The 24,096-nt window shown below is 60.3% G+C and carries 15 protein-coding genes; 7 read left to right on the forward strand and 8 right to left on the reverse strand.

Annotation, left to right across the window (positions count from 1 at the left end):
• Positions 1–125 precede the first annotated feature (125 nt).
• Positions 126–533 carry an FdtA/QdtA family cupin domain-containing protein gene (locus MUN81_RS17830; protein ID WP_245112910.1) on the reverse strand — a complete coding sequence of 136 codons (408 nt, stop codon included), beginning with the start codon at positions 531–533 and terminating at the stop codon, positions 126–128.
• Positions 534–566: 33 nt separating this feature from the next.
• The gene (locus MUN81_RS17835) at positions 567–1,673 is read right to left on the reverse strand and encodes a DegT/DnrJ/EryC1/StrS family aminotransferase (protein WP_245112912.1); all 1,107 of its coding nucleotides are present in this window, start codon (positions 1,671–1,673) and stop codon (positions 567–569) included.
• A gap of 253 nt (positions 1,674–1,926) precedes the next feature.
• Between MUN81_RS17835 and MUN81_RS17840 the strand changes: the two genes are divergently transcribed.
• Both MUN81_RS17840 and MUN81_RS17845 read left to right on the forward strand, forming a co-directional pair.
• Entirely contained in the window at positions 1,927–3,171 is a 1,245-nt protein-coding gene (locus MUN81_RS17840; RefSeq protein WP_245112914.1) for an acyltransferase, read from the forward strand.
• 68 nt (positions 3,172–3,239) lie between these two features.
• The gene (locus MUN81_RS17845; protein WP_245112917.1) at positions 3,240–4,334 is read left to right on the forward strand and encodes an acyltransferase; all 1,095 of its coding nucleotides are present in this window, start codon (positions 3,240–3,242) and stop codon (positions 4,332–4,334) included.
• A 162-nt stretch (positions 4,335–4,496) separates the two neighbouring features.
• On the opposite strand, the gene MUN81_RS17850 is transcribed toward MUN81_RS17845, so the two are convergent.
• The 5 genes from MUN81_RS17850 to asnB form a co-directional block, all read right to left on the reverse strand.
• Positions 4,497–6,473, reverse strand: coding sequence for a hypothetical protein (locus tag MUN81_RS17850; RefSeq protein WP_245112919.1), 1,977 nt, complete (start codon positions 6,471–6,473; stop codon positions 4,497–4,499).
• A gap of 12 nt (positions 6,474–6,485) precedes the next feature.
• Positions 6,486–7,442: a glycosyltransferase family 2 protein gene (locus MUN81_RS17855; RefSeq protein WP_245112920.1), complete on the reverse strand. Its 957-nt coding sequence runs from the start codon at positions 7,440–7,442 to the stop codon at positions 6,486–6,488.
• Between the two features lie 286 nt (positions 7,443–7,728).
• The gene (locus MUN81_RS17860; protein WP_190923045.1) at positions 7,729–8,682 is read right to left on the reverse strand and encodes a UDP-glucuronic acid decarboxylase family protein; all 954 of its coding nucleotides are present in this window, start codon (positions 8,680–8,682) and stop codon (positions 7,729–7,731) included.
• Positions 8,683–8,810: 128 nt separating this feature from the next.
• Positions 8,811–10,154: a UDP-glucose/GDP-mannose dehydrogenase family protein gene (locus MUN81_RS17865; protein ID WP_245112922.1), complete on the reverse strand. Its 1,344-nt coding sequence runs from the start codon at positions 10,152–10,154 to the stop codon at positions 8,811–8,813.
• Between the two features lie 82 nt (positions 10,155–10,236).
• On the reverse strand, positions 10,237–12,144 hold the full coding sequence (gene asnB / locus MUN81_RS17870; RefSeq protein WP_245112924.1) for an asparagine synthase (glutamine-hydrolyzing): 1,908 nt from the start codon (positions 12,142–12,144) through the stop codon (positions 10,237–10,239).
• 187 nt (positions 12,145–12,331) lie between these two features.
• Here asnB and MUN81_RS17875 point away from each other — a divergent pair, with 187 nt between their 5' ends.
• Both MUN81_RS17875 and MUN81_RS17880 read left to right on the forward strand, forming a co-directional pair.
• A complete protein-coding gene (locus tag MUN81_RS17875) occupies positions 12,332–12,820 on the forward strand; it encodes an acyl-CoA-binding protein (RefSeq protein WP_245112926.1) in 489 nt (162 codons plus the stop codon).
• Between the two features lie 126 nt (positions 12,821–12,946).
• Positions 12,947–14,599: an amidase gene (locus MUN81_RS17880; RefSeq protein WP_245112928.1), complete on the forward strand. Its 1,653-nt coding sequence runs from the start codon at positions 12,947–12,949 to the stop codon at positions 14,597–14,599.
• 55 nt (positions 14,600–14,654) lie between these two features.
• Here the strand turns inward: MUN81_RS17880 and MUN81_RS17885 are convergent, their stop codons facing one another.
• The gene (locus MUN81_RS17885) at positions 14,655–16,076 is read right to left on the reverse strand and encodes an FAD-linked oxidase C-terminal domain-containing protein (protein WP_245112929.1); all 1,422 of its coding nucleotides are present in this window, start codon (positions 16,074–16,076) and stop codon (positions 14,655–14,657) included.
• A 73-nt stretch (positions 16,077–16,149) separates the two neighbouring features.
• Here MUN81_RS17885 and MUN81_RS17890 point away from each other — a divergent pair, with 73 nt between their 5' ends.
• From MUN81_RS17890 to MUN81_RS17900, 3 genes are all read left to right on the forward strand, one after another.
• Positions 16,150–16,782 carry a C40 family peptidase gene (locus MUN81_RS17890; protein ID WP_245112931.1) on the forward strand — a complete coding sequence of 211 codons (633 nt, stop codon included), beginning with the start codon at positions 16,150–16,152 and terminating at the stop codon, positions 16,780–16,782.
• A gap of 135 nt (positions 16,783–16,917) precedes the next feature.
• Positions 16,918–20,220, forward strand: a complete 3,303-nt coding sequence (locus MUN81_RS17895; protein ID WP_245112933.1) for a TonB-dependent receptor — start codon at positions 16,918–16,920, stop codon at positions 20,218–20,220.
• Between the two features lie 194 nt (positions 20,221–20,414).
• Positions 20,415–23,936, forward strand: a complete 3,522-nt coding sequence (locus MUN81_RS17900; protein WP_245112934.1) for a TonB-dependent receptor — start codon at positions 20,415–20,417, stop codon at positions 23,934–23,936.
• Positions 23,937–24,096 lie beyond the last annotated feature (160 nt).

Genomic DNA, 24,096 nt, shown 5'->3' on the forward strand with positions numbered 1-24,096 from the left:
CTGGGCATCAGCTGATAGCTCGCGCATGAAAACATAGGGCGACTGCAGCAAAAGCATATCGGCCCGCGCCGCCACCCACTCCGGTCGCGTCAGCTCAGGATTTTCCAAGCCAGTTGCTTCTGCCGTTAGCGCCCCTGCCATATTCGCTTGAAGTCGTCGTAGTTGCGAATATAATCTGCTTCGCTATAGGGTGCGGAAGCGAAAGCCAACTGCACGGCCGAGTGTGAATATTGCATGGTATGCCATGCATTCGGCGGCACATAAAGGCCAACGAAAGGGTCTTCGAGCCGGAAGGTTTGGATGGTGCCATCGGCCAGTTCCGTTGTGACGATGATGCGGCCGGCTACCGCCACCAGTACCTGCTCGGTGGCGTGGTGGGCGTGGCGGCCGCGCACGATGCTTTCGGGCGTGTAGTACGTCCAGAAAATGCGGGCTACTTCAAACGGCAGCAGCTTTTGCTGCTCGGTTACGGAGATGTAGCCGATTTCGGGCGCACCTAGCTTGGGAAACTCTATGAGATGGGGAACCGACATGGGAAGAATCTGACGTGAGGAGAGCAGCCCGCGCTAGCGGCCGAAGAAGCCGCGCACGGCGGCAGCCACGGCAAGCACGTGCTCTTCCGTCATGCCGGGCCACATGGGCAGGCTCAGGCTGGTAGCAGCCAGCTCTTCGGCCACCGGGTAGGTGCCGGCCGGGATGTTGAGGTGGGCATACGCCTGCTGCCGGTGCGGCGGCACGGGGTAATGAATGAGCGTGCCAATGCCGGCCGCCGTGAGGTGCGCCTGCAGGGCGTCGCGCTGGCCGGTGCGCACCACGTAGAGGTGGTACACGTGGGTGGCTCCCTCGGCCACCGTGGGAAGAAGCAGCCCTTCGATGCCAGCAAGATGCTGATTGTAGAGCGTCGCTACAGCCTGGCGCTGGGCCGTCCACTCAGCTAGGTGCGGCAGCTTCACGCGCAACACGGCCGCTTGCAGTTCATCGAGGCGGGAATTGTGGCCCACTACTTCGTTGTAGTATTTCTGCTGCGAGCCATAGTTGCGCAACGTGCGGATTTTGGTGGCCAGGGTGTCGTCATTCGTCGTCACGCCACCGGCGTCGCCAAGGGCGCCCAGGTTTTTGCCGGGGTAAAAACTGGTGCCGTTCACCTGCCCAAAGCTGCCCGTGACGCCGCCTTGCCACGTGGCGCCCTGCGATTGGGCATTGTCTTCGACCACCCACAGGCCATGGCGCTGGGCCACGTCCATGATGGGCCCCATCTCACAGGCCTGGCCGTAGAGGTGCACCGGCATAATGCCTTTGGTGCGTGGGGTAATAGCAGCCTCCAGGCGGGCGGGGTCGAGGTTGTACGTGTACGGGTTGGGCTCGACCGGAACAGGGACGCCGCCAACGAAGGAAATGGCCAGCCAAGTAGCGATATACGTGTTGCTAGGCACGATTACTTCATCGCCCGGCTGCACCCCCAGCGCCTCCAGGGCCAGATGAAGCGCGTCGAGGCCATTGGCCACGCCTACGGTGTGCGCCACACGATTGAAAGCGCTGTATTCTGATTCAAACGCTTTTACCTGCTCACCCAGCACGTACCACTGCTTATCATAAACGTCAGCAATGGCAGCCAGCATGGCTGGACGGATGGGGTCATGCTGCGGGGCAAAGGAGAGGAAGGGGACGTTCATGAATAAAACGGGGATAGCAGATACAAGTGCCGCAAAGATAACAGGGCCGTACCGGCCCTTGGCATTTGCGCCGACAGCACCGCACAGTGCTTCTCTGTCCAAAGCGTGCTCACCCTTCTCATACCCCTTTATCGGATTGACATTCCCGGGCTTACTTTTGTGGTTCTTTATTAAGCAGCAGCTATTCTAAAGCCGTCTTATGCATCCACCCCATACTGCACCTGCGCCGGCTTCCGAGGTGCAACCAGCTGTTTTGAAACCCACCAAAACATTCGACTTTAAGCTGGAGGGGTTGCGTGGGCTGGCGGCGCTTACGGTGGTTCTGGGCCACACCGTTGTCATCAGACAAACGCTCGACCCGCATTACCAGCCTAGCGGCGTTTTCGCTTTCCAGGCCCCGGGGCACTTGAGCGTCCTTATTTTCTTCATTCTATCGGGCTACGTCATCGGCCTCACCAACCAGCGCCCACTGCAAAACGCTACCATTGGCCCGTACCTGAAAAAGCGACTGGTTCGCATATACCCCATCTACTTGGTGAGCATGCTGCTGGCACTGGCCATCAGCCGGGCGGTACCAGCGTCCGTAGCTGCGGCTAATCTCACGTTTACTCAAGTGCTACTGGCACCCGTGCTTTCGGCCAATGCGCCCAGTTGGTCGTTGCACTACGAAATTCTATTTTACCTGCTGTTCATTCCGGTTTCCTACTTCCGAATTCCGCCTTTACTGGTTTGCGTTGGCAGCTTTCTGGCCGGGCTCGCCGTGCTGCTGTTCGTGGCTTGGCCTGGGGCGCCGCTGCTCACTTCCTATTTGTTTGGGTTCAGCTTCTGGTCGCTGGGCCTGGTGCTGGTACACGTTTCGCGGCACGGCGCGGCGCACTACACTAGCACGCAACTACTCAGTGCTTTCCTCCTATTTTTCAGTCTGGAAGAAACGAATCAATTGCAAACTGTTTACCTGAAAGTAACCCAGGCATTACCCGGCTTCCGCTGGACTTTTTCGGAAACTGTGCCCTGGGTAGAACGCGCTATTGCATTGGTTGACTTTTCGTATGTGCCTTACTGCGTGCTCGTGTTGCTGATTTTTACGAACAGGGCCTTTCCGTATCAAAAATGGCTCACGTATTTGCTGTACTTATTGCCCGCTTACACGCTTGTTTACTTGTATCATAACCGTGCCGAGGCAATGCAATTGCAACATTACCTCATCCCGGTATGCGCGTATTTGCTCAGTCTAGTATTACTGGCACTTAGTCATTTTGCTACTTTAGATGGTCCGGCAGACTGGCTGCTTGCGCAAACTATTAAGCTCGGGGCTATATCATATGGCTTGTACATTATTCACTACCCAATTCTGCAAATTTTTGGTTTAGTCGAGTCCTTCTCTGGCCACTGGTATACTTTCCTGGTGCGCTTCGTGGCATTTCTTGGATTAAGCATGGGTGCTGCGTGGCTATTGGAAAAGAAGTTTCAGCCATGGGCTAAACAATTTTTCTCGTAGCCAAGGGCAACACAACGGCCTTTATCCTTTGTAATTTTTTTCTACCATTAAGACGAGAGTGTAAAGCCATGAAAGAACTCAACGGCTTAACAGGACTGCGTTTTTTAGCGGCTCTGTACGTTTTTCTGTTTCACATTCATCTGGCAATGCCTATGAAGTTTCTGCCGGCTCCCGTATGGACGCTTATTGGGCTAGGGGCACTGGGCGTGAATTTGTTTTTTGTGTTGTCGGGCTTCATTCTCACATACGCTCATTTGAAGGATTACCCTGCAGCCGAAATGCCCACGGCTGACTACTACAAATCCTTCATGCTGAAGCGTGTGGCGCGCATTTATCCGGCTTACATCATCGGCCTGCTTATCTATTGGGTGGTTAATAGCTACGTAGAACCCCGCCAGCCCACCTGGCCTGTTGTGGCACTCGACAGCACCATGTTACAATCCTATTTTCCTGCCTTGTCCATGCAATGGTTCGGGAAAAGTGGTTGGTCGGTATCAACAGAATTCTTTTTCTATTTACTCTTCCCCTTCCTGCTGCCGCTGCTACTCCGCATTCGCACCAAGTGCGCACTGATGGCGTGGCTGGTCGCTACTGTACTGGTTGGCAGTATTCCGGGGCTCTACACTGCCTTGCAGCCGCATGTGCTTTTAGCAGAAACTGTTTATTCTTTTGCTCCCAGCCGCCTGCCCGAGTTTGTTAGTGGCATTTTATTAGGTCTGCTGATTTTGCGCCACGGCTTCCGTGTGCCTGAGTGGGTGCCAATTGTCATGACGGCTGTTTCGGCTCTTTATTTGGCGAAATGGGGTTCGGCCTTAAAAGGCTATACCGCCCACAATATTGTCGCCATTCCTACTGTCATCGCATTAATTACGGTGGTTGTTCGGGCCGAAAGCACGCACTTTTTTAGTTGGCTCGGTTCGGGTTTCATGCAATATCTTGGCCGTATTAGCTATAGCTTCTACATCATGCAGCTACCTGTAAGGGCAGTGCAGTTGGGCCTACTTAACCGTGGCATCATAAAAATCACAGATTATTATGTCATTGCTCCCTTGTTTCTGCTCAATGTAGTACTCGCCATTGCGATGTATGAGGTAGTAGAGAAGCCTGCTCACCGCTACCTGTTGAAACGTTATTACAGGCCTGTGCCCGCGCTGGCTTTGTAGTAAAATGCCACTGGCATGCACTATTCTGAAGTTCACATGAAAAGCCCTGGCAGTATCTCGCTGCCAGGGCTTTTCATGTGTAGCGCGAAAGTGGAAATACGACAACGCGCATTCCCATTCTAATTGATTTAGCCCGGTGAATACTGCTAATGCTGCAATCCGTTACTCTCCTTTTTCAATCGTGCTTTCTTGCCCAAGAAAAACAGACGATTTTAGGACGTATAGTGACTCGCCAGAAAGCGCATCGTGGTAGCTAGCTCGCACCAGCGCGCGCAACGACGCAGGCAACATAGCTTTGCGCGAAGTGCAAATAAACGCCAACCGTGCACGGCGTACCAGCGCGATGGGCAAGTTAGTGGCAGGAATAGGGTGGCCGGCTAAATGCTGTAATTGCGCAAGGTGGTAGATAGTTGTATTTCGCTGGGCCTGCGCTGCTTCCGTTGCCGCCCTCGCAAAACGAGAGTCGGTGGCAAGGCTATCGGGAACCAGAGCCGACAGCGACAACAGCAAATAGTCGTTTTTGAAATTGGAGACGTAGGTGCCCGCGGTATAGGAATCGGCCCACAGCATGTAAGGGTTTTCATAGTCGGCATCAGCCAATAGGTAACCGCCCCGATTTGGAAGCTTCTGGAGCACTGGCCCCACTTGGTGAAGGAACTGACTGGAGAAGCGGCCGTTGCCGGTAGTATCGGTGCGGGTATTCACCAAAGCCAGCGCGGCTATTCCCGCCAGAGCCAGCAAGGGGCGCACCACGAGGGAGCCTTGCACGCCACGCCCAACTCCTACCGCTATGACAGCCGCCGAAAGCGGCAGAATGGGATTGGAAAAAAATTGAAATGCATCAAGAAAATGGTGGCCAATGGCGCGCATTATGGCGGCCCCCAGCACGGTAGCTGCGGCCCACACTATCAGGGGCAAGTCGGCAAGCAAGGTCGCTCGCGTGACTTTGCGCCACCCCAGTCCCGCTACCAACACCGCATAGCCAAAGTAGTAGAGACCGTAGATAAGCAGGGCGCCAACGGCAATGTTGAACACCAGCCGTGCTTCGCCAATAGGAGGAATAATGGTGGCCAGCGCCTCCTTCTGCCCCGGGCCCGGCAACTGGACGGTGGATGAGCTAACCAGATAAAAAACTCCCAGATAAATTCCTACCCCTGCCGTGGGCGCTACCATGGATAAAGCATCGACTATGGAGGCTTTGCGGACTGCCCACAAATAAGCAGCCAATGCCGCCACACCAATGCCAATGGCAGGGGCCGTAGATATAAAAGCCAGCGGCACGGCTGCTAAGGCCAACCCCGCAGCCCGGTACCGCCGCCGCAACAACAGCAATACCGCCAGAATTTCGAACAAGTAAATAGACCCCAACTTGGGATGCAGCACAAGCGGTAAATGCGCTACTAGCGAGCCGTCGGCAATGACCTTGTACTGCAACAGGTAAGGCCAGCAAGTACCCGTCACCGTGAGTGTGGCAAGGCCAAGTACCACGGCCCAGCCAGGCCGCAGTCCACAGTGCGTGTAAATGGCAGCAAATCCCACACCGCACGTCGTAAGCATTACCGTGGCCACGCTCACAAAATACACCCATACAGAGAGCAGGCCCGTGAGGCGCACGGTCAGCGCGTTGAGCCAAATGCCGAAGTAGTGGTAAGGCTGTGCCGTCTGAAACTGCGGGTAAAGCATTTCCAACGAATTGGTTTCGATGCCCAGGTGGTTGAGTGGCAGCGTAAGGCGGCTGTAGTACACGTAGTCCTGAAAGGGAGTTTGCAAAAACGGCGAGCCCGGCTCGTACACCAGCAAAAACTGGCCGGCAAATACTACCCCGGCCATGGCCAGCACCCAGGCCAGCTGGCGCCCGGTGCTAAATGCGGGGCCGGGTGCGGTGCCCCCCGGTGCACGCAGGGCGCAGAGCATCCCCAGCACCAGCAGCAACACTGGCAGCAGGGTCGTGGCGCCCCGCGTCTGCCAGATGGCATAGGAAGCCGTGAGCAACACTGCTCCGCTGAGCAGCCGCAGAAAGCAGTTCCAGAAAAACTCTTCGGCGACGGGCCGCAGCCAGCGCAGCAACCCCGAACCCGCGCCGTAGCACAGGCACAGGCTTGCCAACGCCACCACGAGCAGTTGCAGGCCTAGTTTCATAGCCACTGTGCGCTAGTGGCCGCCCAGCTCCGTGCCGGGCAGCTCGTACACGTCGCGCACCACATAGAGCGGGCGCTGCCGGGCGGCATCGAGGCCGCGCCACACGTATTCACCTATCACCCCGAGGGCCACCATCTGGAAGGCCGACACCACCAGCAGCACCACCATGAGCGTGGTCCAGCCGGCCGGCTCGTTGGGGTGCAGAAACTTAAGGGCAATGACGTAGAGCCCGTAAATAAGAGCAATCAACCCCAGCCCGAGCCCTAACACCGAGATGGCGCGGATGGGTACGAAAGAAAAGGCCATCAGGGAATCGATGAGCAGCTTTATCTTTTTGGAAAGCGTCCAGCGCGACTTGCCAATCTGGCGCTTGCGGCGCGTGTACGGGATGTTGACGTAGGCAAAGCCCAGCCACACCATCAGGTAAAACACGTTGGAGTTGCGCTCGTGCAGCTTCAGCACCTCGGTGGCCACCTGGCGGTCGAAAAACACGAAGTCGAAGCCGCCGTCGGGGATGTTGCGCAGGGCCAGTTTCTTCATCAGCCAATGAAAGGTCTTGGCCAGGGTTTGCGACAAGCCGGTTTCTTCGCGGTCTTGCCGGTTGCCGATTACCAGCTTGAAGCCCTGCCGCCAGTGTTCGTACATGCGAGCCATCAGTTCGGGCGGGTCCTGCAAATCGGCGGTAATGACGGCCAAGCAGTCGCCGGTGGCGTGCGCCATACCGGCCACAATGGCGTTGTAAGAGCCCACATTGCCGGCCAGGTCCACCACACGAATGCGGCCAGGGAACTCGGCTTGGGCCCGGCGCAGCGCCCCAAGGGTGTCGTCGCCGGAGCCGTCGTTCACAAAAACGTATTCGAATGTGACTTCGGGCGGGAAATTGACCTCGTTGGCTACCAGCTCGCGCGACGTAACCGGGATATTCTCCTCGTTGAAATAGCAGGGAATAATGACGGAAAGTTTGGGCATAGCGGGGCTCAGGGCGCGAAGGCAGGCAGGTCAATCAAAAATGGCTGCGGACAACGCAGCCAGGACCAAAGTTAATGGCTATTGTTTGCCAACCTACGAGAGAGAAGAAGGTGAGCCTATCACGTTTTCGCCCTTGAAGTACTACCAATACCAGGGTCGCCGAGCTTTGGGAAATAGATAAGATGCGGAGCAGGATAATCGGCCATAAAAACAAAAGTGGGGGATGAAAACGAAAAAAGAGCAGCCGGCCGTGCCAACTGCTCTTTTTTGCCTGAGCGCGAAAGTCTTACTTCACGTGCTCCTTGAAATACTCCAGGGTGCGACGCAGGCCTTCGGCGCGGTCCACCTTGGGCTCCCAGCCCAGGATTTCCTTGGCCTTGGTGATGTCCGGACGGCGCTTCATCGGGTCGTTCTCGGGCAGGGCCTGGTAGGTCGGCTTGAATTCGACGCCGGTGAGGCGGGCAATTTCTTCGCCGAACTCCTTGATGGTGATTTCCGAGGGGTTGCCAATGTTCACGGGCAGGTGGTAGTCGCTCAGCAGCAGGCGGTAAATGCCTTCCACGAGGTCGTCCACGTAGCAGAACGAACGGGTCTGCGAGCCGTCGCCGAACACGGTCAGGTTCTCGCCGCGCAGGGCCTGCGAGAGGAATGCCGGCAACACGCGGCCGTCGTCGAGGCGCATGCGCGGGCCGTAGGTGTTGAAGATGCGGATGATGCGCGTCTCCAGGCCGTGGTGGTTGTGGTAGGCCATGGTGATAGCCTCCTGGAAACGCTTAGCCTCGTCGTAGCAGCCGCGCGGGCCCACAGGGTTCACGTTGCCGAAGTACTCCTCCACCTGGGGGTGAATTTCCGGGTCGCCGTACACCTCCGAAGTGCTGGCAATCAGCATGCGGGCGCCCTTCACGCGGGCTAGGCCCAGCAGGTTGTGCGTGCCGAGCGAGCCCACTTTCAGGGTCTGAATCGGAATCTTGAGGTAGTCAATGGGCGAGGCCGGCGAGGCGAAGTGCAGGATGTAATCCAGCTTGCCGGGCACAAACACAAACTTGCTCACGTCGGCCTGGTGGAACTCAAAATCGGGCCGGCCAAACAGGTGCTCGATGTTCTGGAGCGAGCCCGTCACCAGGTTGTCCATGGCGATGACGTGGTAGCCTTCTTTCAGGAACCGGTCGCACAGGTGGGAGCCCAGAAAACCGGCTCCGCCGGTAATGAGGACGCGTTTTTTTTCGTTGGTATCAGTCATAGTATGTGGTTAGGGCGTCATGCTGAGCGAAGTCGAAGCATTTCCACTGCGCGAGTGAATGATTACTCCTGCGGTAGAGATGCTTCGACTGCGCTCAGCATGACGTTCTATTTTATTGCAATGAAAACCTATGCCTTCACCGGCTCCTGGTGGTCGGTTTTCACGCCGATGCAGTGGTAGGCAAAGCCCAGGGCTTTCAGCTCGCTGGCTTCGTAGATGTTGCGGCCGTCGAAAATGACTTTCTGCTTCATCAGGCGGGACACCACGTCGAAATTGGGCGAGCGGAAATCGGGCCACTCGGTTACCACCAGCAGGGCGTCAGCGTCGATGAGGGCGGCGAATTCGTCCTTGGCGTAGGTGATGCTGTCGCCAATCATGTGCTGGGCCTCGGGCATGGCCACGGGGTCGTAGGCCGTCACGGTGCAGCCAGCAGCCAGCAGCTTCTCGATGATAACCAGCGAGGGAGCCTCGCGCATGTCATCGGTTTTGGGCTTGAAGGACAGGCCCCACAGAGCAATCTTTAGGCCCTTGAGGTTGCCGCCAAAATGCTTGCTTACTTTGTTGAAGAGCACCGATTTCTGGTCCTCGTTCACGCTTTCCACGGCCTTGAGCACCTGCATCTTGTAGCCGTTTTCCTCGGCCGTTTTGATGAGGGCTTTCACGTCTTTGGGGAAGCAGGAGCCGCCGTAGCCGATGCCGGGGTAAATGAACTTGGTGCCGATGCGGGCGTCGGAGCCGATGCCCTGGCGCACCTTGTTCACGTCGGCGCCCATGATTTCGCACAGGTTGGCCACGTCGTTCATGAAGCTGATTTTGGTAGCCAGCATCGAGTTGGCGGCATACTTCGTCATCTCCGCCGACGGAATGTCCATGAAGATGATGGGGTGGCCGTTCAGCAGAAAGGGCTTGTAGAGGCGACGCATCACCTCTTCGGCGCGCTCCGAAGCCACGCCCACCACGATGCGGTCGGGCTTGAGGAAGTCGTCGATGGCGGCGCCTTCTTTCAGGAACTCGGGGTTGGAAGCCACGTCGAACTCGATGGCAGCGCTGCGCTTTTCGAGGGCTTTCTCGATTTCGGCGCGCACCTTGGCGGCCGTGCCCACGGGCACCGTGCTCTTGGTCACGATGACGCCGTAGCTGTTCATGTTCTCGCCGATGCTGCGGGCCACGGCCAGCACGTATTTCAGGTCAGCCGAGCCGTCTTCGCCGGGAGGCGTGCCCACCGCGATGAAGGCCACGTCGCAATCCTTGATGGCTTCGCCGATGTTGGTGGAAAAGTGCAGACGGCCTTTTTCCACGTTGCGGCTCACCATTTCTTCGAGGCCGGGCTCGTAAATCGGCAAGATGCCTTTGTGCAGGTTGTCAATTTTTTTCTGGTCGATGTCGATGCACGTTACATCAATGCCGACTTCAGCAAAGCACGTACCGGTCACCAGACCTACATAGCCAGTGCCTACAATTGCGATTTTCATATAAAAAGGGTTGTGAGAAATTTCATTTTGGCCGCGCAAAGTTAGGGCCGGGGGCCGATGGTTAGGTACGCCAGGCTGCTAATTAGCTGGCCATGTACTGCTTCCACCACGTCTGAAACACGATGAGGCCCCAGATACGCGCGTGAACGTCACCGGGGTTGCGCGAAAAAAGCTGCGCCTTCAGGTCGCGGATGGCCTGCACGTCGAAGATGCCCTGGGCTTCGATGAATTCGTCGCGCAGCAGGTCGTTCTCGATGAGGCTGCGCAGCTCGCCGCGCATCCATTTCAGCAAGGGCACCTCGAAGCCGTGTTTGGGCCGGTCGTAGAGCTCGGCGGGCAGCTCGGAGCGGAAGGCGTCCTGCACGATTTTCTTTTTCATCGTGGCGTCCACCTTGCTGCTCACGGGCAGCGAGAAGGCGAAGTTCACGACCTTATAATCGAGGAAAGGGGTGCGCACTTCCAGCGAGTTGGCCATGCTCATCAGGTCCACTTTCGTGAGCATGTCGTAGGGCAGCACCAGCTTCATGTCGGTGAGCAGCACCTCGTTGAGGTCGCCGTCAGAATGTAGGTCTTCCAGAATGTCCTTGCGGCGCTTGGCGGCGGCCTTTTTGCCCACCTTGCGGCGGCTGTCGGCGCTGAGCAGGCGGCGGGCATCGTCGGCCGAGGCGAAGCTGGCCCAGTCCCAGTACCGGTCTTTCACGCCGGCCGTCATGCCGCGCGAGAAGCGCTGGAGCTGGCGGATGCGGTTGCCCAGGAAGCTGTTGCGCGACTTGGGCAGTGCGTCCCACACAAAGCCCAAGGCCGTCACGGCTTCGGCCTTCACGCCGCCCTGCCGCACCTTGAACTCGCCCATGTGCTTGTTGTAGCCGCCGAACATCTCGTCGGCGCCGTCGCCGCTCAGGGCCACGGTCACTTTCTGGCGGGTGCGCTGGCTGAGGATGTACACGGCCAGGGCCGAGGAGTCGGCAAACGGCTCATCGAGGTACGACAGCATGTCGTGGATGTGCTCGTAGAGGTCGTTGTTGGTGAGCGAGAACACCGTGTGGTTGGTGTTGTGCCGGGCCGCCACGAGGTTGGCATACTTGGTTTCGTCGAAGAAGGGCTCGTCTTTGAAACCGATGCTAAAGGTGTTGAGGTGGGGCGTGTGGCGGGCGGCCAAGGCCGTAATTACGCTGGAGTCGATGCCACCGCTGAGGAAGGCGCCCAAGGGCACGTCGGCCACGAGGCGGCGCTGCACGGCACCGTCCATCAGCTCGACCAGCTTCTTCTGCTGCTGCTCGTAGCTGAGCTTGTTTTTGGCGACTTTCTTGGGGTCGTAGGGGATTTTATACCAGGCCTTGCCCACCACTTTCCCGTCCTTGATGTAGAGGTAGTGGCCGGGCAGCAGCTTCTTCACGCCCTTGAAAATGCTGGCCGGGCCGGGAATGTAGTTGAGCTGCAGGTACTGGCTCAAGGCCACGTAGTCGAGCTTGCGGGGCACGCCCAGCGCCATCATCGACTTCATTTCCGAGGCGAAGAACAGCTTGTCCTCGTCGCGGTAAATCAACAGCGGCTTCACGCCAAACCGGTCGCGGGCAATGAACAGGGAGTTTTCTTCCTTGTCGAAAATGGCCAGGCCGAAAAAGCCGTTCAGCTTTTTAATAAAGCCGCGCCCTTCGGTGATGTAGAGCTGAAGAATAACCTCCGTATCGGTTTGCGAATGAAAGACGCAGCCCCGTTTGATGAGCTTTTCGCGCAGCTCGCGGAAGTTGAAAATCTCGCCGTTGAACACGATGGTGTAGCGGTTGGCGGCGTCGCTCATGGGCTGGTTGCCGTCGGCCGAAAGGTCGAGGATGGCCAGCCGCCGAAAGCCCAGTCCGCACTGGTCGTACACGAAATGGCCCTCCGAATCAGGACCGCGGCGAATGATGGCGTCGGTCGACGCCTGCAGGTTGGCCAAAGACTGGCGACCCGTTTCGGTAAAGGCAAATACTCCGGTTATTCCGCACATAGTAGCGCGCAAAAGTACGACCCGGCAACCTAAAGGTTGGTGCCGGGGTATTACGAATAACGGGAACGGCCCCAATTATCCCTGACCGGCGCCGGCTTAGGCGGCGCTGTGGTCAAGCTTCCTGGTTGCATTTCATCCCGGCCCGACCCTTCGCCCGACCGTTTCACCTCCCCATCTTTTCTTTCCCATGAACCTCAACGAGCAATTCCAAGCCGCCGCCCAGCAAGTCAACAACCTGCCCGACAGCGTGGCCGCCCAGCACATGACCGAGCTCTACGGCCTCTACAAACAAGCCACCGAAGGCGACGTGAACATGAAGCCCGACGAAGTAGACCCCAACGCCGCCGACCAGGCCAGTGGCCCCGCCGGCCTCTCGCAGGCCCAGTGGGACTCCTGGAACCAGTTTAAGGGCGTGCCCCAGGACGAAGCCAAGCAGCGCTACGTGGCCCGCGCCACCGAAATTGCGGGCAGCACCTCCGACACGCCCACCAACGCCGTGCCGACGGACGGCACTACTAATGCCCCCGCTGGCCGCACCAACGCCGACACCGAAAACACCACCGTCTCGCGCCAGCCCGACCACGGCCCCGGCCAAAGCGCCCAGGGTGGCCTGCGAGGCGACATCACGGCCGGCGCCCCCTACGGCGGCGAAGACAAGCTGAAAGGCGAGCAATAAGCCGGAAGCGCTGATTTGATACGATTGGGTAGGGTGCGGGGCTTGCCCCCGCACCCTACCCTTTTTTACGCATATTATTGCTGTTCGGAGCAGCGTCGCTCCTACCCTTCCAGCCTCTAGCCTAGTATGGACCGTCGCCTGTTCCTGAATCAAAGCACGCGCGTGGCCCTCACGGCCGCCCTGCTGCCTGCCGTGGCCTGCCAAACCAACACCGATAAAAAAATGGCCGACGAGGCCGCCGAAACTGCTGGCCCGCCCTCGGCCGCCGCTGCCGATGCCGAGCCTTTCGCCCTGCACGAATCCACCGTGGCCGACCTGCAGGAACGCATGGCCAAGGGTAACGAAACTGCCCGCAGCCTGAGCGAAAAATATCTGGGGCGCATCAAGGCCCTGAATGAAGCCGGGCCCATGCTGCGGGCCGTCATCGAAACCAACCCCGACGCCCTTAAAATTGCCGATGAGCTGGACCAGGAGCGTAAGGCCGGTAAGCTGCGCGGGCCGCTGCACGGCATTCCGGTGCTGATTAAGGACAATATTGACAGCGGCGACCAGATGATGACCACCGCCGGCGCATCGGCCCTGACGGGCCACAAGGCCAAACAGGATGCCTTTATCACTAAAAGGCTGCGCGCGGCCGGCGCCGTGCTGCTCGGCAAAACCAACCTGAGCGAGTGGGCCAACTTCCGCTCTTCCCATTCGGTAAGCGGCTGGAGCAGCCGGGGCCACCAGAGCCGCAACCCTTACGTGCTCGACCGCAGCACCAGCGGCAGCAGTTCGGGCTCGGGGGCGGCGGTGGCGGCCAACTTATGCGCCATTGCTGTAGGAACCGAAACCGACGGCTCGGTGGTGTCGCCGTCGTCGTGCAACGGGCTGGTGGGGCTCAAGCCCACGGTGGGCCTGCTCAGCCGCAGCGGCATCATTCCCATTTCGAGCACGCAGGACACGGCCGGGCCCATGGCGCGCACCGTGCGCGACGCGGCCCTGCTGCTGGCGGCCCTGCAAGGCCCCGACCCCGCCGACCCGGCCCGGCTGCCCATCCCAACTGCCACTCCGGTCGATTACACGACCTTCCTTGAAGCTGATGCGCTGAAAGGCCAGCGGCTGGGCGTAGAAAAGTCGCACCTGAACGGCCCGCCCAAGGTGGCCGCGCTGCTGAAGGAAGCCGTGGCCGCACTCAAGGCCCAGGGCGCTACTGTGGTCGAAATCGAGCTAAATAAGCTGGTAAATCCGCTGGGCGAGGCCGAATTCGACGTCCTGCTCTACGAGTTCAAGGATGGGGTGAACAAGTACCTGGCCGGCGCCGGCGCGCCGGTAAAGAACCTGGCCGACGTCATCGCCTACAACAACGCACACGCCGCCGAGGCCATGCCCATTTTCGGGCAGGAAACCCTTATTCGGGCCGAAGCCACCGACGGGCTGGGCAATGCCAGGTACAAAGCTGCTGTGCAAAAAAGCGTGAGCGGTGCCTGCCAGGCCATCGACTCGCTGCTGAAAGCCAACCAGCTCACGGCCATTGTGGGCGTGACCACCGGCCCGGCCTGGTGCATCGACTGGGTGAACGGCGACTATTCCACGGGGGTAGATTTTTCGTCGCCGGCGGCCATGGCCGGCTACCCGCACCTCACTGTGCCCATGGGGCAGGTGCTGGGGCTGCCGGTGGGCCTGTCGTTTGTGGGCTCGGCCTATCAGGAAGGAAAGTTATTAGGCCTTGGCTATGCTTACGAGCAGGCCACGCACCACCGCGCGGCGCCGAAATTTTTGCCGACAGTACAGGCGTGACCTCACCCCCTGACCCCCTCTTTTTTGGAGAGGGGGTCAGGGGGTGAGGTCTCCGTTAGAAAATCTTGCCCGGGTTCAGAATGCCGTTCGGGTCAAACACTTTTTTGATGCCGCGCATCAGCTCCAGATTGGCTTCCTTGAGGGCGATGCCGATGTAGCCTTTCTGCACCAAGCCGATGCCGTGCTCGCCGCTGATGGTGCCGCCCAGCTTCACGCACAGCTCAAAAATCTCGGAGATGGGCTGGCGCAGGCCCACGTTCCACATCTCGTCGTCGAGGTCGCCACGAATGATGTTGACGTGCAGGTTGCCGTCGCCGGCGTGGCCGTAGCACACGCTCTTGAAGCCGTAGCGGGCGCCGATTTCCTTCACGCCCTTGAGCAGCGTGGGCAGCTCGGCGCGGGGCACCACGGTGTCCTCTTCCTTGTACACCGAGTTGTAGCGCACCGAATTGCCAATGTTGCGGCGGATTTTCCAGAGCTCATCTTTTTGCGTGGCGTTGTCGGCCAGCAGGATTTCGCCCACGTCGTACTTCTCGAGCACGCCGTACACCTGCTCGGCCTCCTTGTAGAGTTGGTCGAGGTCCTGGCCATCGAGCTCGATGAGCAAGTGAGCCTTGATGTCTTCGGGCAGGGTGAGCGGAATTTTTAAATAGTCCGACGACCAGGCAATGGCCTCGCGCTCCATAAATTCCATGCCCGAGGGGATGATGCCGGCCCGAAACACGGCCGAAACCGCATCGGCGGCCTCTTCCTCCTTGCGGAAGGGCACCAGCATGAGGATGTTTTGCTGCGGAAAAGGCAGCAGGCGGAACACCACTTTGGTGATGATGCCCAGCGTGCCCTCTGAGCCCACCATGAGCTGGGTGAGGTTATAGCCGGTGGAGTTTTTGAGGGTGTTGGCGGCCGTCCAGATGATGTCGCCGGTGGGCAGCACCACCTGCAGGTTCAGCACGTAGTCTTTGGTGGTGCCGTATTTCACGGCTTTGGGGCCGCCGCTGCTGTGGGCCAGGTTGCCGCCCAGCGAGCAGCTGCCCTTGCTGGCCGGGTCGGGCGGGTAGAAAAGGCCCACTTCCTTCACCGCGTTCTGAAAGGCCTCGTTCACCACGCCGGGCTCCACGGTGGCCTGCAGGTTGCGCTCGTCAATTTCAAGGATTTTGTTGAGCCGCTCGGTGCTCAGCACCACGCCGTGGTGGATGGGCAGCGCCCCGCCGCTCAGGCCCGTGCCGGCGCCGCGGGGCGTCACGGGCAAGCGGTTTTCGTGGCACAGGCGCATAATCTGGACGATTTCTTCGGCCGTGCCGGGGCGCAGCACCACGTCGGGCGCGAAGTGAAAGTCTTCGGTGTGGTCGCGGCCGTAGTCGGCGTAGGCGTCGGCGGTGGCCGCGGCTTCGGCGCGCTGGGCGGTGAGCACGTGCGCGGGACCAACAATGGCCTCGAAGGCGACCAATAATTCGGGGGTAAGGGCGTTGAAAGGCATGAGCGGTTAACGGGAAAGGCCGCGCAAACTATCTTTGCGGCCAATGAGGAGGGCAACAACGAAGATACTACCGGTGCTGCTGCTGACTTTGCTCGGGCTGGCCAGCTGCCACCGCAAACTCAACTACCGCGACGGCCAGTACCGCTCGGCCCGCGAAATGGTCCGGCTGAAAAAAGGCAGCCGCGCCGCGCCCACCCGCCCCGGCGGTAAGGTGAAAGTGGTGGGCGCCACGCCCAGCGGCGGCAAAAACAAAGTAGTGGTGAAGCGCGCCGCCCGCATGGGCAGCGCCACCGGCACGCTGGCCTCGGTGATTGAGGCGGCCCGTTCCTACCAGGGCACCCCCTACCTCTACGGCGGCACCACGCGCCTGGGCCTCGACTGCTCGGGGCTGCTGCAGCTGTCGTTTGGCGCGGCGGGCGTCAGCATCCCGCGCTCGTCCAACGAGCAGGCCGTGTGGGGCGACCCCATCAAGAGCACCGACCTGCAGCCCGGTGACCTGGTCTTTTTTGGGGCCTCGCCCGGCAGCCGCACCATCACCCACGTGGGGCTGGTGACCGTGGCCGACGACGAAGGCGTGGATTTCATTCACGCCTCCACCTCGCTGGGGTGGTGGAGAACAGTTTGGAGTCCGATTACTACCTCAGCCGGTTTATTCGGGCGGTGCGGCCTCGTTTGTAATATTCCGCCGCTACCTTTGTGCCGCTAATGCTTCGATGGGCCCTGACGGGTTATTGGTAAAACTACCGTAATCTTGGCTCCTTCGCCCCGGTGTTACCTTTGCACTGCTTTCTGCCCTTACCTGAAATTTACTTATCCCACTGTTTCACCAACCCTTTTTTGTATGAATAATTCACGTTTACGCCATTTATTTCTGGTGGCGTTGATGCTCCTCACGGCCCACCTGGGCTGGAGTCAGGGGGCTACTACTGCCGCCATGAGCGGGGTGGTGTCCGACAAAGACGGCTCGGGCCTGCCCGGGGCCACGGTTATCGCCGTGCACACCCCCACCAACACGCAGTATGTAGCGCCCACCAACTCGGACGGCCGCTTCAACATTCAGGGCATGCGCGTGGGTGGCCCCTACACGGTGAAAATTACGTTCGTGGGCTATCAGGACGTGAACCGCAGCGACATTTTCCTGGCCCTGGGCCAGAACCTTCGCCTCGACGTGGCCCTCACCACCTCGACTACTGAGCTGACCGAGGTGACCGTAAGCGGCCGCCGCGACCCGGTTATCAACGCCGGCCGCACCGGTGCCGAAACCAACATCAGCCGCGAGCAAATCACGCGTCTGCCCACCCTGAGCCGCTCGCTCACCGACTTCACCCGCCTCACCCCGCAGTCGGGCGGTGCCGGCAGCTCGTCGTTTGGCGGCGCCAACAACCGCTACAACAACATCACCATCGACGGCGCCGTGAACAACGACGTGTTCGGTTTGGCGGGTTCGGGCACGCCCGGCGGCCAGGCCAACACCAATCCCATCGCCCTCGACGCCATCGACCAGATTCAGGTAGTGCTGGCTCCTTACGACGTGACCCTCGGCAACTTCACCGGCGCCGGCGTGAACGCCATCACCCGCTCGGGCACCAACGACCTGTCGGCCTCCATCTATGGCTTCGGCCGCAACCAGAACACCATTGGCAAGAGCGTGACCGAACCCCGCGTGAAAGCCGACCAGTTCTCGAACTACACGACCGGTTTCCGCGTGGGCGGCGCCGTGGTGAAAGACAAGGTGTTCTTCTTCCTGAACGGCGAAATTGCCCGCGTAAACACGCCCCTGGCCTTCGTGCCCGGCACCGGCGACTCGCGCGTGACCACGGCCGACCTCGACCGCATCCGCACGGCGTCGCTTGGCGCCCGCTACACTTCGGGCCCGCGCGTTGGCGAGCTCATCTACGGCGGCTACGACCCCGGCACCTACGGCAGCGAATTGACGCGCCGCACCGAGAGCAACAAGATTTTTGCTCGTCTGGACTTCAACCTGTCGGAAAACACCACCCTGACGCTGCGCCACAACTTCGTATCGGCGTTCGACGACAACATCACCCGCGCTGCCAACCTGGTGCGCTTCAGCAACAACGCTTATAAGTTCAACAACACCACCAACAGCACGGTGGCGGAACTGAACTCGCGCTTCTCGGGCGGCTTCTCCAACAAGCTCATCCTGACCTACACGGCCATTCGCGACTCGCGCGACGTGCTGGGCAACCCCGGCCCTTCGTACCAAATCAGCGACAACGGCAACACCTACGTGTTGGGCCAGGAGCGCAGCTCGGTGGCCAACCAATTGGACCAGGACATCGTGGAAGTTACCGACAACCTGACCAAAGCCTTCGGCAAGCACACCATCACCATTGGCACGCACAACGAGGGCTTCAAGTTCCGCAACCTGTTCCTCAACAACGGCGCCGGCTACTACCTCTTCGGCGCCACGGCGGCCGTGCCTGCTTCGGGCACCAACCCCGCCATTCCGGCTTACACCGGCATCCAGAACTTTGAACTGGGCCGCTCCACCCGCGTGCAGGCCTCCTACCCCACCGCCGACAACGGCGAAGCCAAGTTCAAAGCCGCTCAGCTGGGCTTCTACGTGCAGGACGAGTACACCCCCATCGAAAGCCTGCGCCTGACCTACGGCCTGCGCGTGGACGTGCCCCTGTTCCTCGACAAGCCCGGCAACAACACGGCTTTCAACACGGCAGTGGGCACCAACCCCGGCTTCGGCAGCGACTACAAGACCACCAACACCCCCAACGGCCAGCTGTTGTTCTCGCCCCGCTTGGGCTTCAACTGGGACGTGGATAACAACGCCAAAGTGCAGGTGCGCGGCGGTACGGGCATCTTCTCGGGCCGTGTGCCCTTCGTGTGGATTTCGAACAGCTACACCAACAGCGGCGTGATTCAGGGCTCGGTGGACCAGACCGGCACCGCGGCCAACACCGCAACCGGTACGCCGGCTTCGGCCGTGCTGCCCACCATCTACCTGTTGCAGTCCGACATTGCTACCAAATACAACCCGGTGGCTACTTCGCAGATTAACCTGACCCGCAACGACTTCAAGCTGCCGCAGGTGTGGCGCTCGAACCTGGCCGTGGACTTCCGCCTGCCCGGCGACGTGGTGGCTACCCTGGAGGGCATCTACTCCAAAACGCTTAACGACATCTACTACAAAGACATCAACCTGACCGACCCGGTGGGTCGCCTGGCCGGCCCCGACCAGCGCCCCGTGTACGGTGCCTCGACCGCTGCCCGTCGCATCGACGCTCGCTACACCAACGTGTACCTGCTCGATAACACCAGCAAAGGCTACCGCTACAACGCCACCTTCCAGCTGCAGAAGCGTTTCGACAATGGCCTGAACGCCACCGCCGCTTACACCTACGGCGAGTCGAAAGAAGTGAACAGCGGCTCGAGCAGCACGGCTTCGTCGAACTTTGCCTTCAACCAGATTCAGTACGACCCGAACAACCCCGAGCTGGGCTACTCGCGCAACGACCAGCGCCACCGCATCATCGGCAGCGCCGGCTACACCTTCCGCTACGCCAACGACAAGCTGGCCACCGGCATCACCCTGTTCTACGAAGGCATGTCGGGCCAGCCCCTGACCTACATCTACGGCCAGAACTCGGACCTGAACCGCGACGGCAACACCGGCAACGACCTGCTCTACATCCCCCGCGATGTGCGCGACATCAACGAAATCGACCTGCGCCCCAGCGGCACCAGCGACACCCGCACCATCACCGAGATTCAGAACCAGCTCGACGCCTTCATCGAGAACGACCCCTACCTGCGCACGCACCGCGGCCAGGTGGCCGAGCGCTTTGCCGCCCGCCTGCCCTGGACGCACCAGATTGACCTGCGCGTGGCCCAGGACTTCAACTTCATGGCCGGTGGCAAGAAGAACTCGGTGCAAATCACCTTCGACATTCAGAACGTGGGCAACCTGCTCAACAACGACTGGGGCCGTCAGTACACCGTGGCCAACCAGGCCACCGAGCTGCTGCAGGTGCTCACGACGGGTCCCGGCGTGAAGCCCACCTTCGCCTTCCCGGCGTCGTTTGCTACCACCAACCGTCCTTACGACTTCGCCCCGTTCTTCTCGCGGTGGCAGGGCCAGCTGGGCGTACGCTACAGCTTCAACTAGTCAACTGGCTATGTAAGCAACACCGAAAAAGAGGCAGGGAGTTATCCCTGCCTCTTTTTTTTGTCCTGTTATGCAATTGTTAAGCGACTCATTTCTGCTTCATCTGCATGGGCTTTCTTTTTCTTAAATTGGAAGAACGCACCGGCCACGTCGCCCCTGCTTCTGCGCCTGGTTTCACCAAACTCTTCTGCACCATGAAATTATCCTTACGCTTCCTGCTTGTGGTACTCGTGCTGCTCCTCACCACCCGACAGGGCTGGAGCCAGGGCGCTACCACCGCCGCCATGAGCGGCCTCATCACTGACACCAAGGGCCAGGGCCTGCCCGGCGCCACGGTGATTGCCACGCACACGCCCACCAACACGCAGTACGTGGCACCCACCAACGCCGACGGCCGCTTCAACATCCAGAACATGCGCGTGGGCGGCCCCTACACGGTGCGGGTCACGTTTGTGGGCTACAAGGACCTGGTGCGCGACGGCCTGTACCTGACGCTGGGCCAGAACCTGCGCTTCGACCAGCAACTGAGCGACGGCAACACCGAGCTGAGCGAGGTGACCGTGAGCGGCCGCCGCGACCCCATCATGAACGCCGACCACACCGGCGCCCAAACCACGGTGCAGCGCGAGCAGATTGAGCGCCTGCCCACCATCAGCCGCTCGTTCGACGACTTTACGCGCCTCACGCCCCAGGCCAACGGCCAGAGCTTCGGCGGGCGCAACTCGGGCTACAACAACATCACCATCGACGGGGCCATTTTCAACAACTCGTTTGGCCTGTCTTCCACGGTGGGCGGGCAGGCCAACGCCCAGCCCATCTCGCTCGATGCTATCGACCAGATTCAGGTGAGCATTGCGCCCTACGACGTGCGCCAGGGCTCCTTCACCGGGGCCGGCATCAACGCCGTGACCCGCAGCGGCACCAACAAGTTCAGCGGCTCGCTCTACGGCTTCTACCGCAACCAGAACCTGGTGGGCAGCAAAGTGGGCGACTTCAAGCAGGACTACCCCAACTTTAACCTGAAGAACTTCGGCTTCCGCCTGGGCGGCCCCATCCTCAAAGACAAGCTGTTCTTCTTCATCAACGGCGAGCAGGAAACGCGCGTCGACCCGCCCACGGGCAACTACATCGCCAACCGCGACGGCGTGGCCGCCCCCGGCGCTAACTCGACCACCTCGGCTGCCACGGCGCGCGACCTCTCCATCCTGCGCAATTTCCTGGTGACCAATTACGGCTACAACCCCGGCGATTTTGAGAACTATAACCTGCGCACATTCAGCCGCAAGGCCACGGCCAAGCTCGATTGGAACATCAGCGCCAATCACCGCCTGAGCGTGAAGTATAACTACCTCAACTCGTACCGCGACGTGCCGCCGAGCGGCTCGGGCGCGCTGGGGCCGTCGAACATCGGCCGCTCGCAGTCGCAGTTCGGCCTGCCGTTCTTCTCGTCCTACTACACCATCAACAACAACCTCAACTCGGTGATTGCCGAATTGAACAGCACCTTCACCAGCCGCTTCGCCAACAACCTGACGGCGGGCTATTCGGCCTTCCGCGACTTCCGCGAAAGCCCCGGCGGGGGTTCGTTTCCGCTCGTCGACATCGGCACGGCCACGACGCGCACGGCGGCCAACGGCAGCATCAACGCTGCCAACAGCTACACCTCGTTTGGGTACGAGCCCTTTTCGGCCTTCAACGTGCTGAACTCGGACGTGTACCAGATTGGCGACAACTTCACCGTCTTCATGGGCAAGCACAACGTGACGGTGGGCACCTACAACGAGTTCTACAAGTTCACCAACGGCTTCTCGCCCAACTACTACGGCGCCTACGCCTTCAACGGGCTGGATGACTTCTACGCCGCCGCCCGTACGGCCTCGGCCCCGCTCGGCTACACCCGCGACGCCTCCGGCAACCCCGTGGCCAACACCACCGGCACGCTGGCTTACCCGCAGCGCTATCAGCTCTCCTACTCGGCGCTGCCCGACGGCTCGTTCCCCTTCGCCGTGACCAAGGCGGCCCAATTCGGCCTCTACGCCCAGGACGAGTGGAGCCCCCGCAGCAACTTGAAAGTGACCTTTGGCCTGCGCGGCGACCTGCCGGTGATTTACTCCGACATTGCCCGCAACCAAAACGCCGCCAACCTCACTTTCCGCGACGGCGTGAAGGTGGAAACCGACAAGCTGCCCACCCGCAGCATCCTGCTCTCGCCCCGCGCGGGCTTCAATTGGGACGTGAACGACGACCGCAAAACTCAGCTGCGCGGCGGCACGGGCATTTTCACGGGCCGCATTCCCTTCGTGTGGCTGTCGAACCAGGCCGGCAACAACGGCGTGCAGTTTGGCTCGTTCTCGCGCTCGGGCGTCGACGTGTCGAACGCCGGCAACTACTTCTCGCCCGACGTGAACGCCTACCGTCCCAACGGCGCCGCGGCCAACACCCAGTACAACCTGGCCGTGACGGCCCGCGACTTCAAATTCCCGCAGGTGTGGCGCACCAACCTGGCCCTCGACCAGGACCTCGGCGGCGGCATCATTGCCACGCTCGAAGCGCTGTACACCAAGGACCTGAATGCGGTGTACTTCCAGAACGTGAACCTGCCGCAGCCCGTGGGCCAGGCCAATGGCCCGGATAACCGCCCCATCTTCTACCGCTTCGGCGCCATCAATACCACCGGGCCTAATGCCGGCCTCTACACCACGGCTTCCGTGGGCGCTGGCGCCAGCGCCCAGCCCAGCCTGATAGCCAACAACCGCGTCTACAACGGCCAGGGCGGCGTGTCGGCGGCCAACCCCGTCATCACGGACGCCATTCTGATGAAGAATACCAACAAAGGGTATTCCTACTCCGTGACCGGGCAGTTGCAGAAGTCGTTCAACAACGGCCTCTACGCCAGCGTGGCCTACACCTACACCGACGCCCGCTCGGTGAACGACGGCGGCACCATTGCCCAAACCAACTGGCGCGACCGCCCCGTGTCGGGCGACCCCAACGCCGACGTGCTGAGCTACTCCAACTTCCTGCAGCAACACCGCGTCATTGCCTCGGTGTCGTACAAGCGCGAGTACCTCAAACACCTGGGCACCACGCTGTCGCTGTTCTACGAGGCCGCACCCGCCGGCCGTTTCTCCTACACCTACGCCGGCGACATGAACGGCGACGGCTCGGGCGGCTCGGGCAACGACCTGATGTACATCCCGCGCAACCAGTCCGAAATCGCTCTACGCGACATCACCCTCAACGCGGCACAGGGCGGCGGCATCTACTCGGCCGCCGACCAGTGGAACGACCTGAACAACTACATCAGCCAGGACGCCTACCTGAGCAAGCACCGCGGCGAATACGCCGAGCGCAACGGTGCCGTGCGCCCCTGGCAAAACCGCCTCGACGTGCGCCTGCTGCAAGACATCTTCACCAACATCGGCGAAAACCGCAACACCCTGCAGCTGAGCATCGACGTGTTTAACATCGGCAACCTGCTCAACAGCAGCTGGGGCACTTTCCGCACGCCCAACGTGACCAACCCGCTCACCTTTGTGGGCTACGACGTGCAGGGCCGCCCCAACTTCACCTTCCCCTACCTCACCAACCCGGTGAAGAATGCCGACAACACGGTGACGCCCGGCGTGAAGCTCACCGACACGTTCCGCAGCGACACCGGCGGCCTGGGCTCGCGCTGGCAGGCGCAGGTGGGCATCCGCTACATCTTCAACTAGGCCATTAGGCCCGGTTCGACCCGGAAAGCGGGCAGGAAGCTTTTCCTGCCCGCTTTTTTTGTGGCTGATTGTTTGAGGCTTGCGGTTTTTGGCAGAAAAAAGTAAGCCTTGGCCTTGCCAAACCGGCGGCGGGCCGTACTTTTGTCGAACCAAAGCGCAA

Origin of the sequence: Hymenobacter sp. 5317J-9, assembly GCF_022921075.1 — a bacterium.
GTDB lineage: Bacteria > Bacteroidota > Bacteroidia > Cytophagales > Hymenobacteraceae > Hymenobacter.

What these genes read in the sequence shown, in the direction of transcription:
- MUN81_RS17830 (WP_245112910.1), bottom strand. Translation starts at nt 533, where the DNA reads ATGTCGGTTCCCCATCTCATAGAGTTTCCCAAGCTAGGTGCGCCCGAA.
- MUN81_RS17835 (WP_245112912.1), bottom strand. Translation starts at nt 1,673, where the DNA reads ATGAACGTCCCCTTCCTCTCCTTTGCCCCGCAGCATGACCCCATCCGT.
- MUN81_RS17845 (WP_245112917.1), top strand. Translation starts at nt 3,240, where the DNA reads ATGAAAGAACTCAACGGCTTAACAGGACTGCGTTTTTTAGCGGCTCTG.
- MUN81_RS17850 (WP_245112919.1), bottom strand. Translation starts at nt 6,473, where the DNA reads ATGAAACTAGGCCTGCAACTGCTCGTGGTGGCGTTGGCAAGCCTGTGC.
- MUN81_RS17855 (WP_245112920.1), bottom strand. Translation starts at nt 7,442, where the DNA reads ATGCCCAAACTTTCCGTCATTATTCCCTGCTATTTCAACGAGGAGAAT.
- MUN81_RS17860 (WP_190923045.1), bottom strand. Translation starts at nt 8,682, where the DNA reads ATGACTGATACCAACGAAAAAAAACGCGTCCTCATTACCGGCGGAGCC.
- MUN81_RS17865 (WP_245112922.1), bottom strand. Translation starts at nt 10,154, where the DNA reads ATGAAAATCGCAATTGTAGGCACTGGCTATGTAGGTCTGGTGACCGGT.
- asnB (WP_245112924.1), bottom strand. Translation starts at nt 12,144, where the DNA reads ATGTGCGGAATAACCGGAGTATTTGCCTTTACCGAAACGGGTCGCCAG.
- MUN81_RS17875 (WP_245112926.1), top strand. Translation starts at nt 12,332, where the DNA reads ATGAACCTCAACGAGCAATTCCAAGCCGCCGCCCAGCAAGTCAACAAC.
- MUN81_RS17880 (WP_245112928.1), top strand. Translation starts at nt 12,947, where the DNA reads ATGGACCGTCGCCTGTTCCTGAATCAAAGCACGCGCGTGGCCCTCACG.
- MUN81_RS17885 (WP_245112929.1), bottom strand. Translation starts at nt 16,076, where the DNA reads ATGCCTTTCAACGCCCTTACCCCCGAATTATTGGTCGCCTTCGAGGCC.
- MUN81_RS17895 (WP_245112933.1), top strand. Translation starts at nt 16,918, where the DNA reads ATGAATAATTCACGTTTACGCCATTTATTTCTGGTGGCGTTGATGCTC.
- MUN81_RS17900 (WP_245112934.1), top strand. Translation starts at nt 20,415, where the DNA reads ATGAAATTATCCTTACGCTTCCTGCTTGTGGTACTCGTGCTGCTCCTC.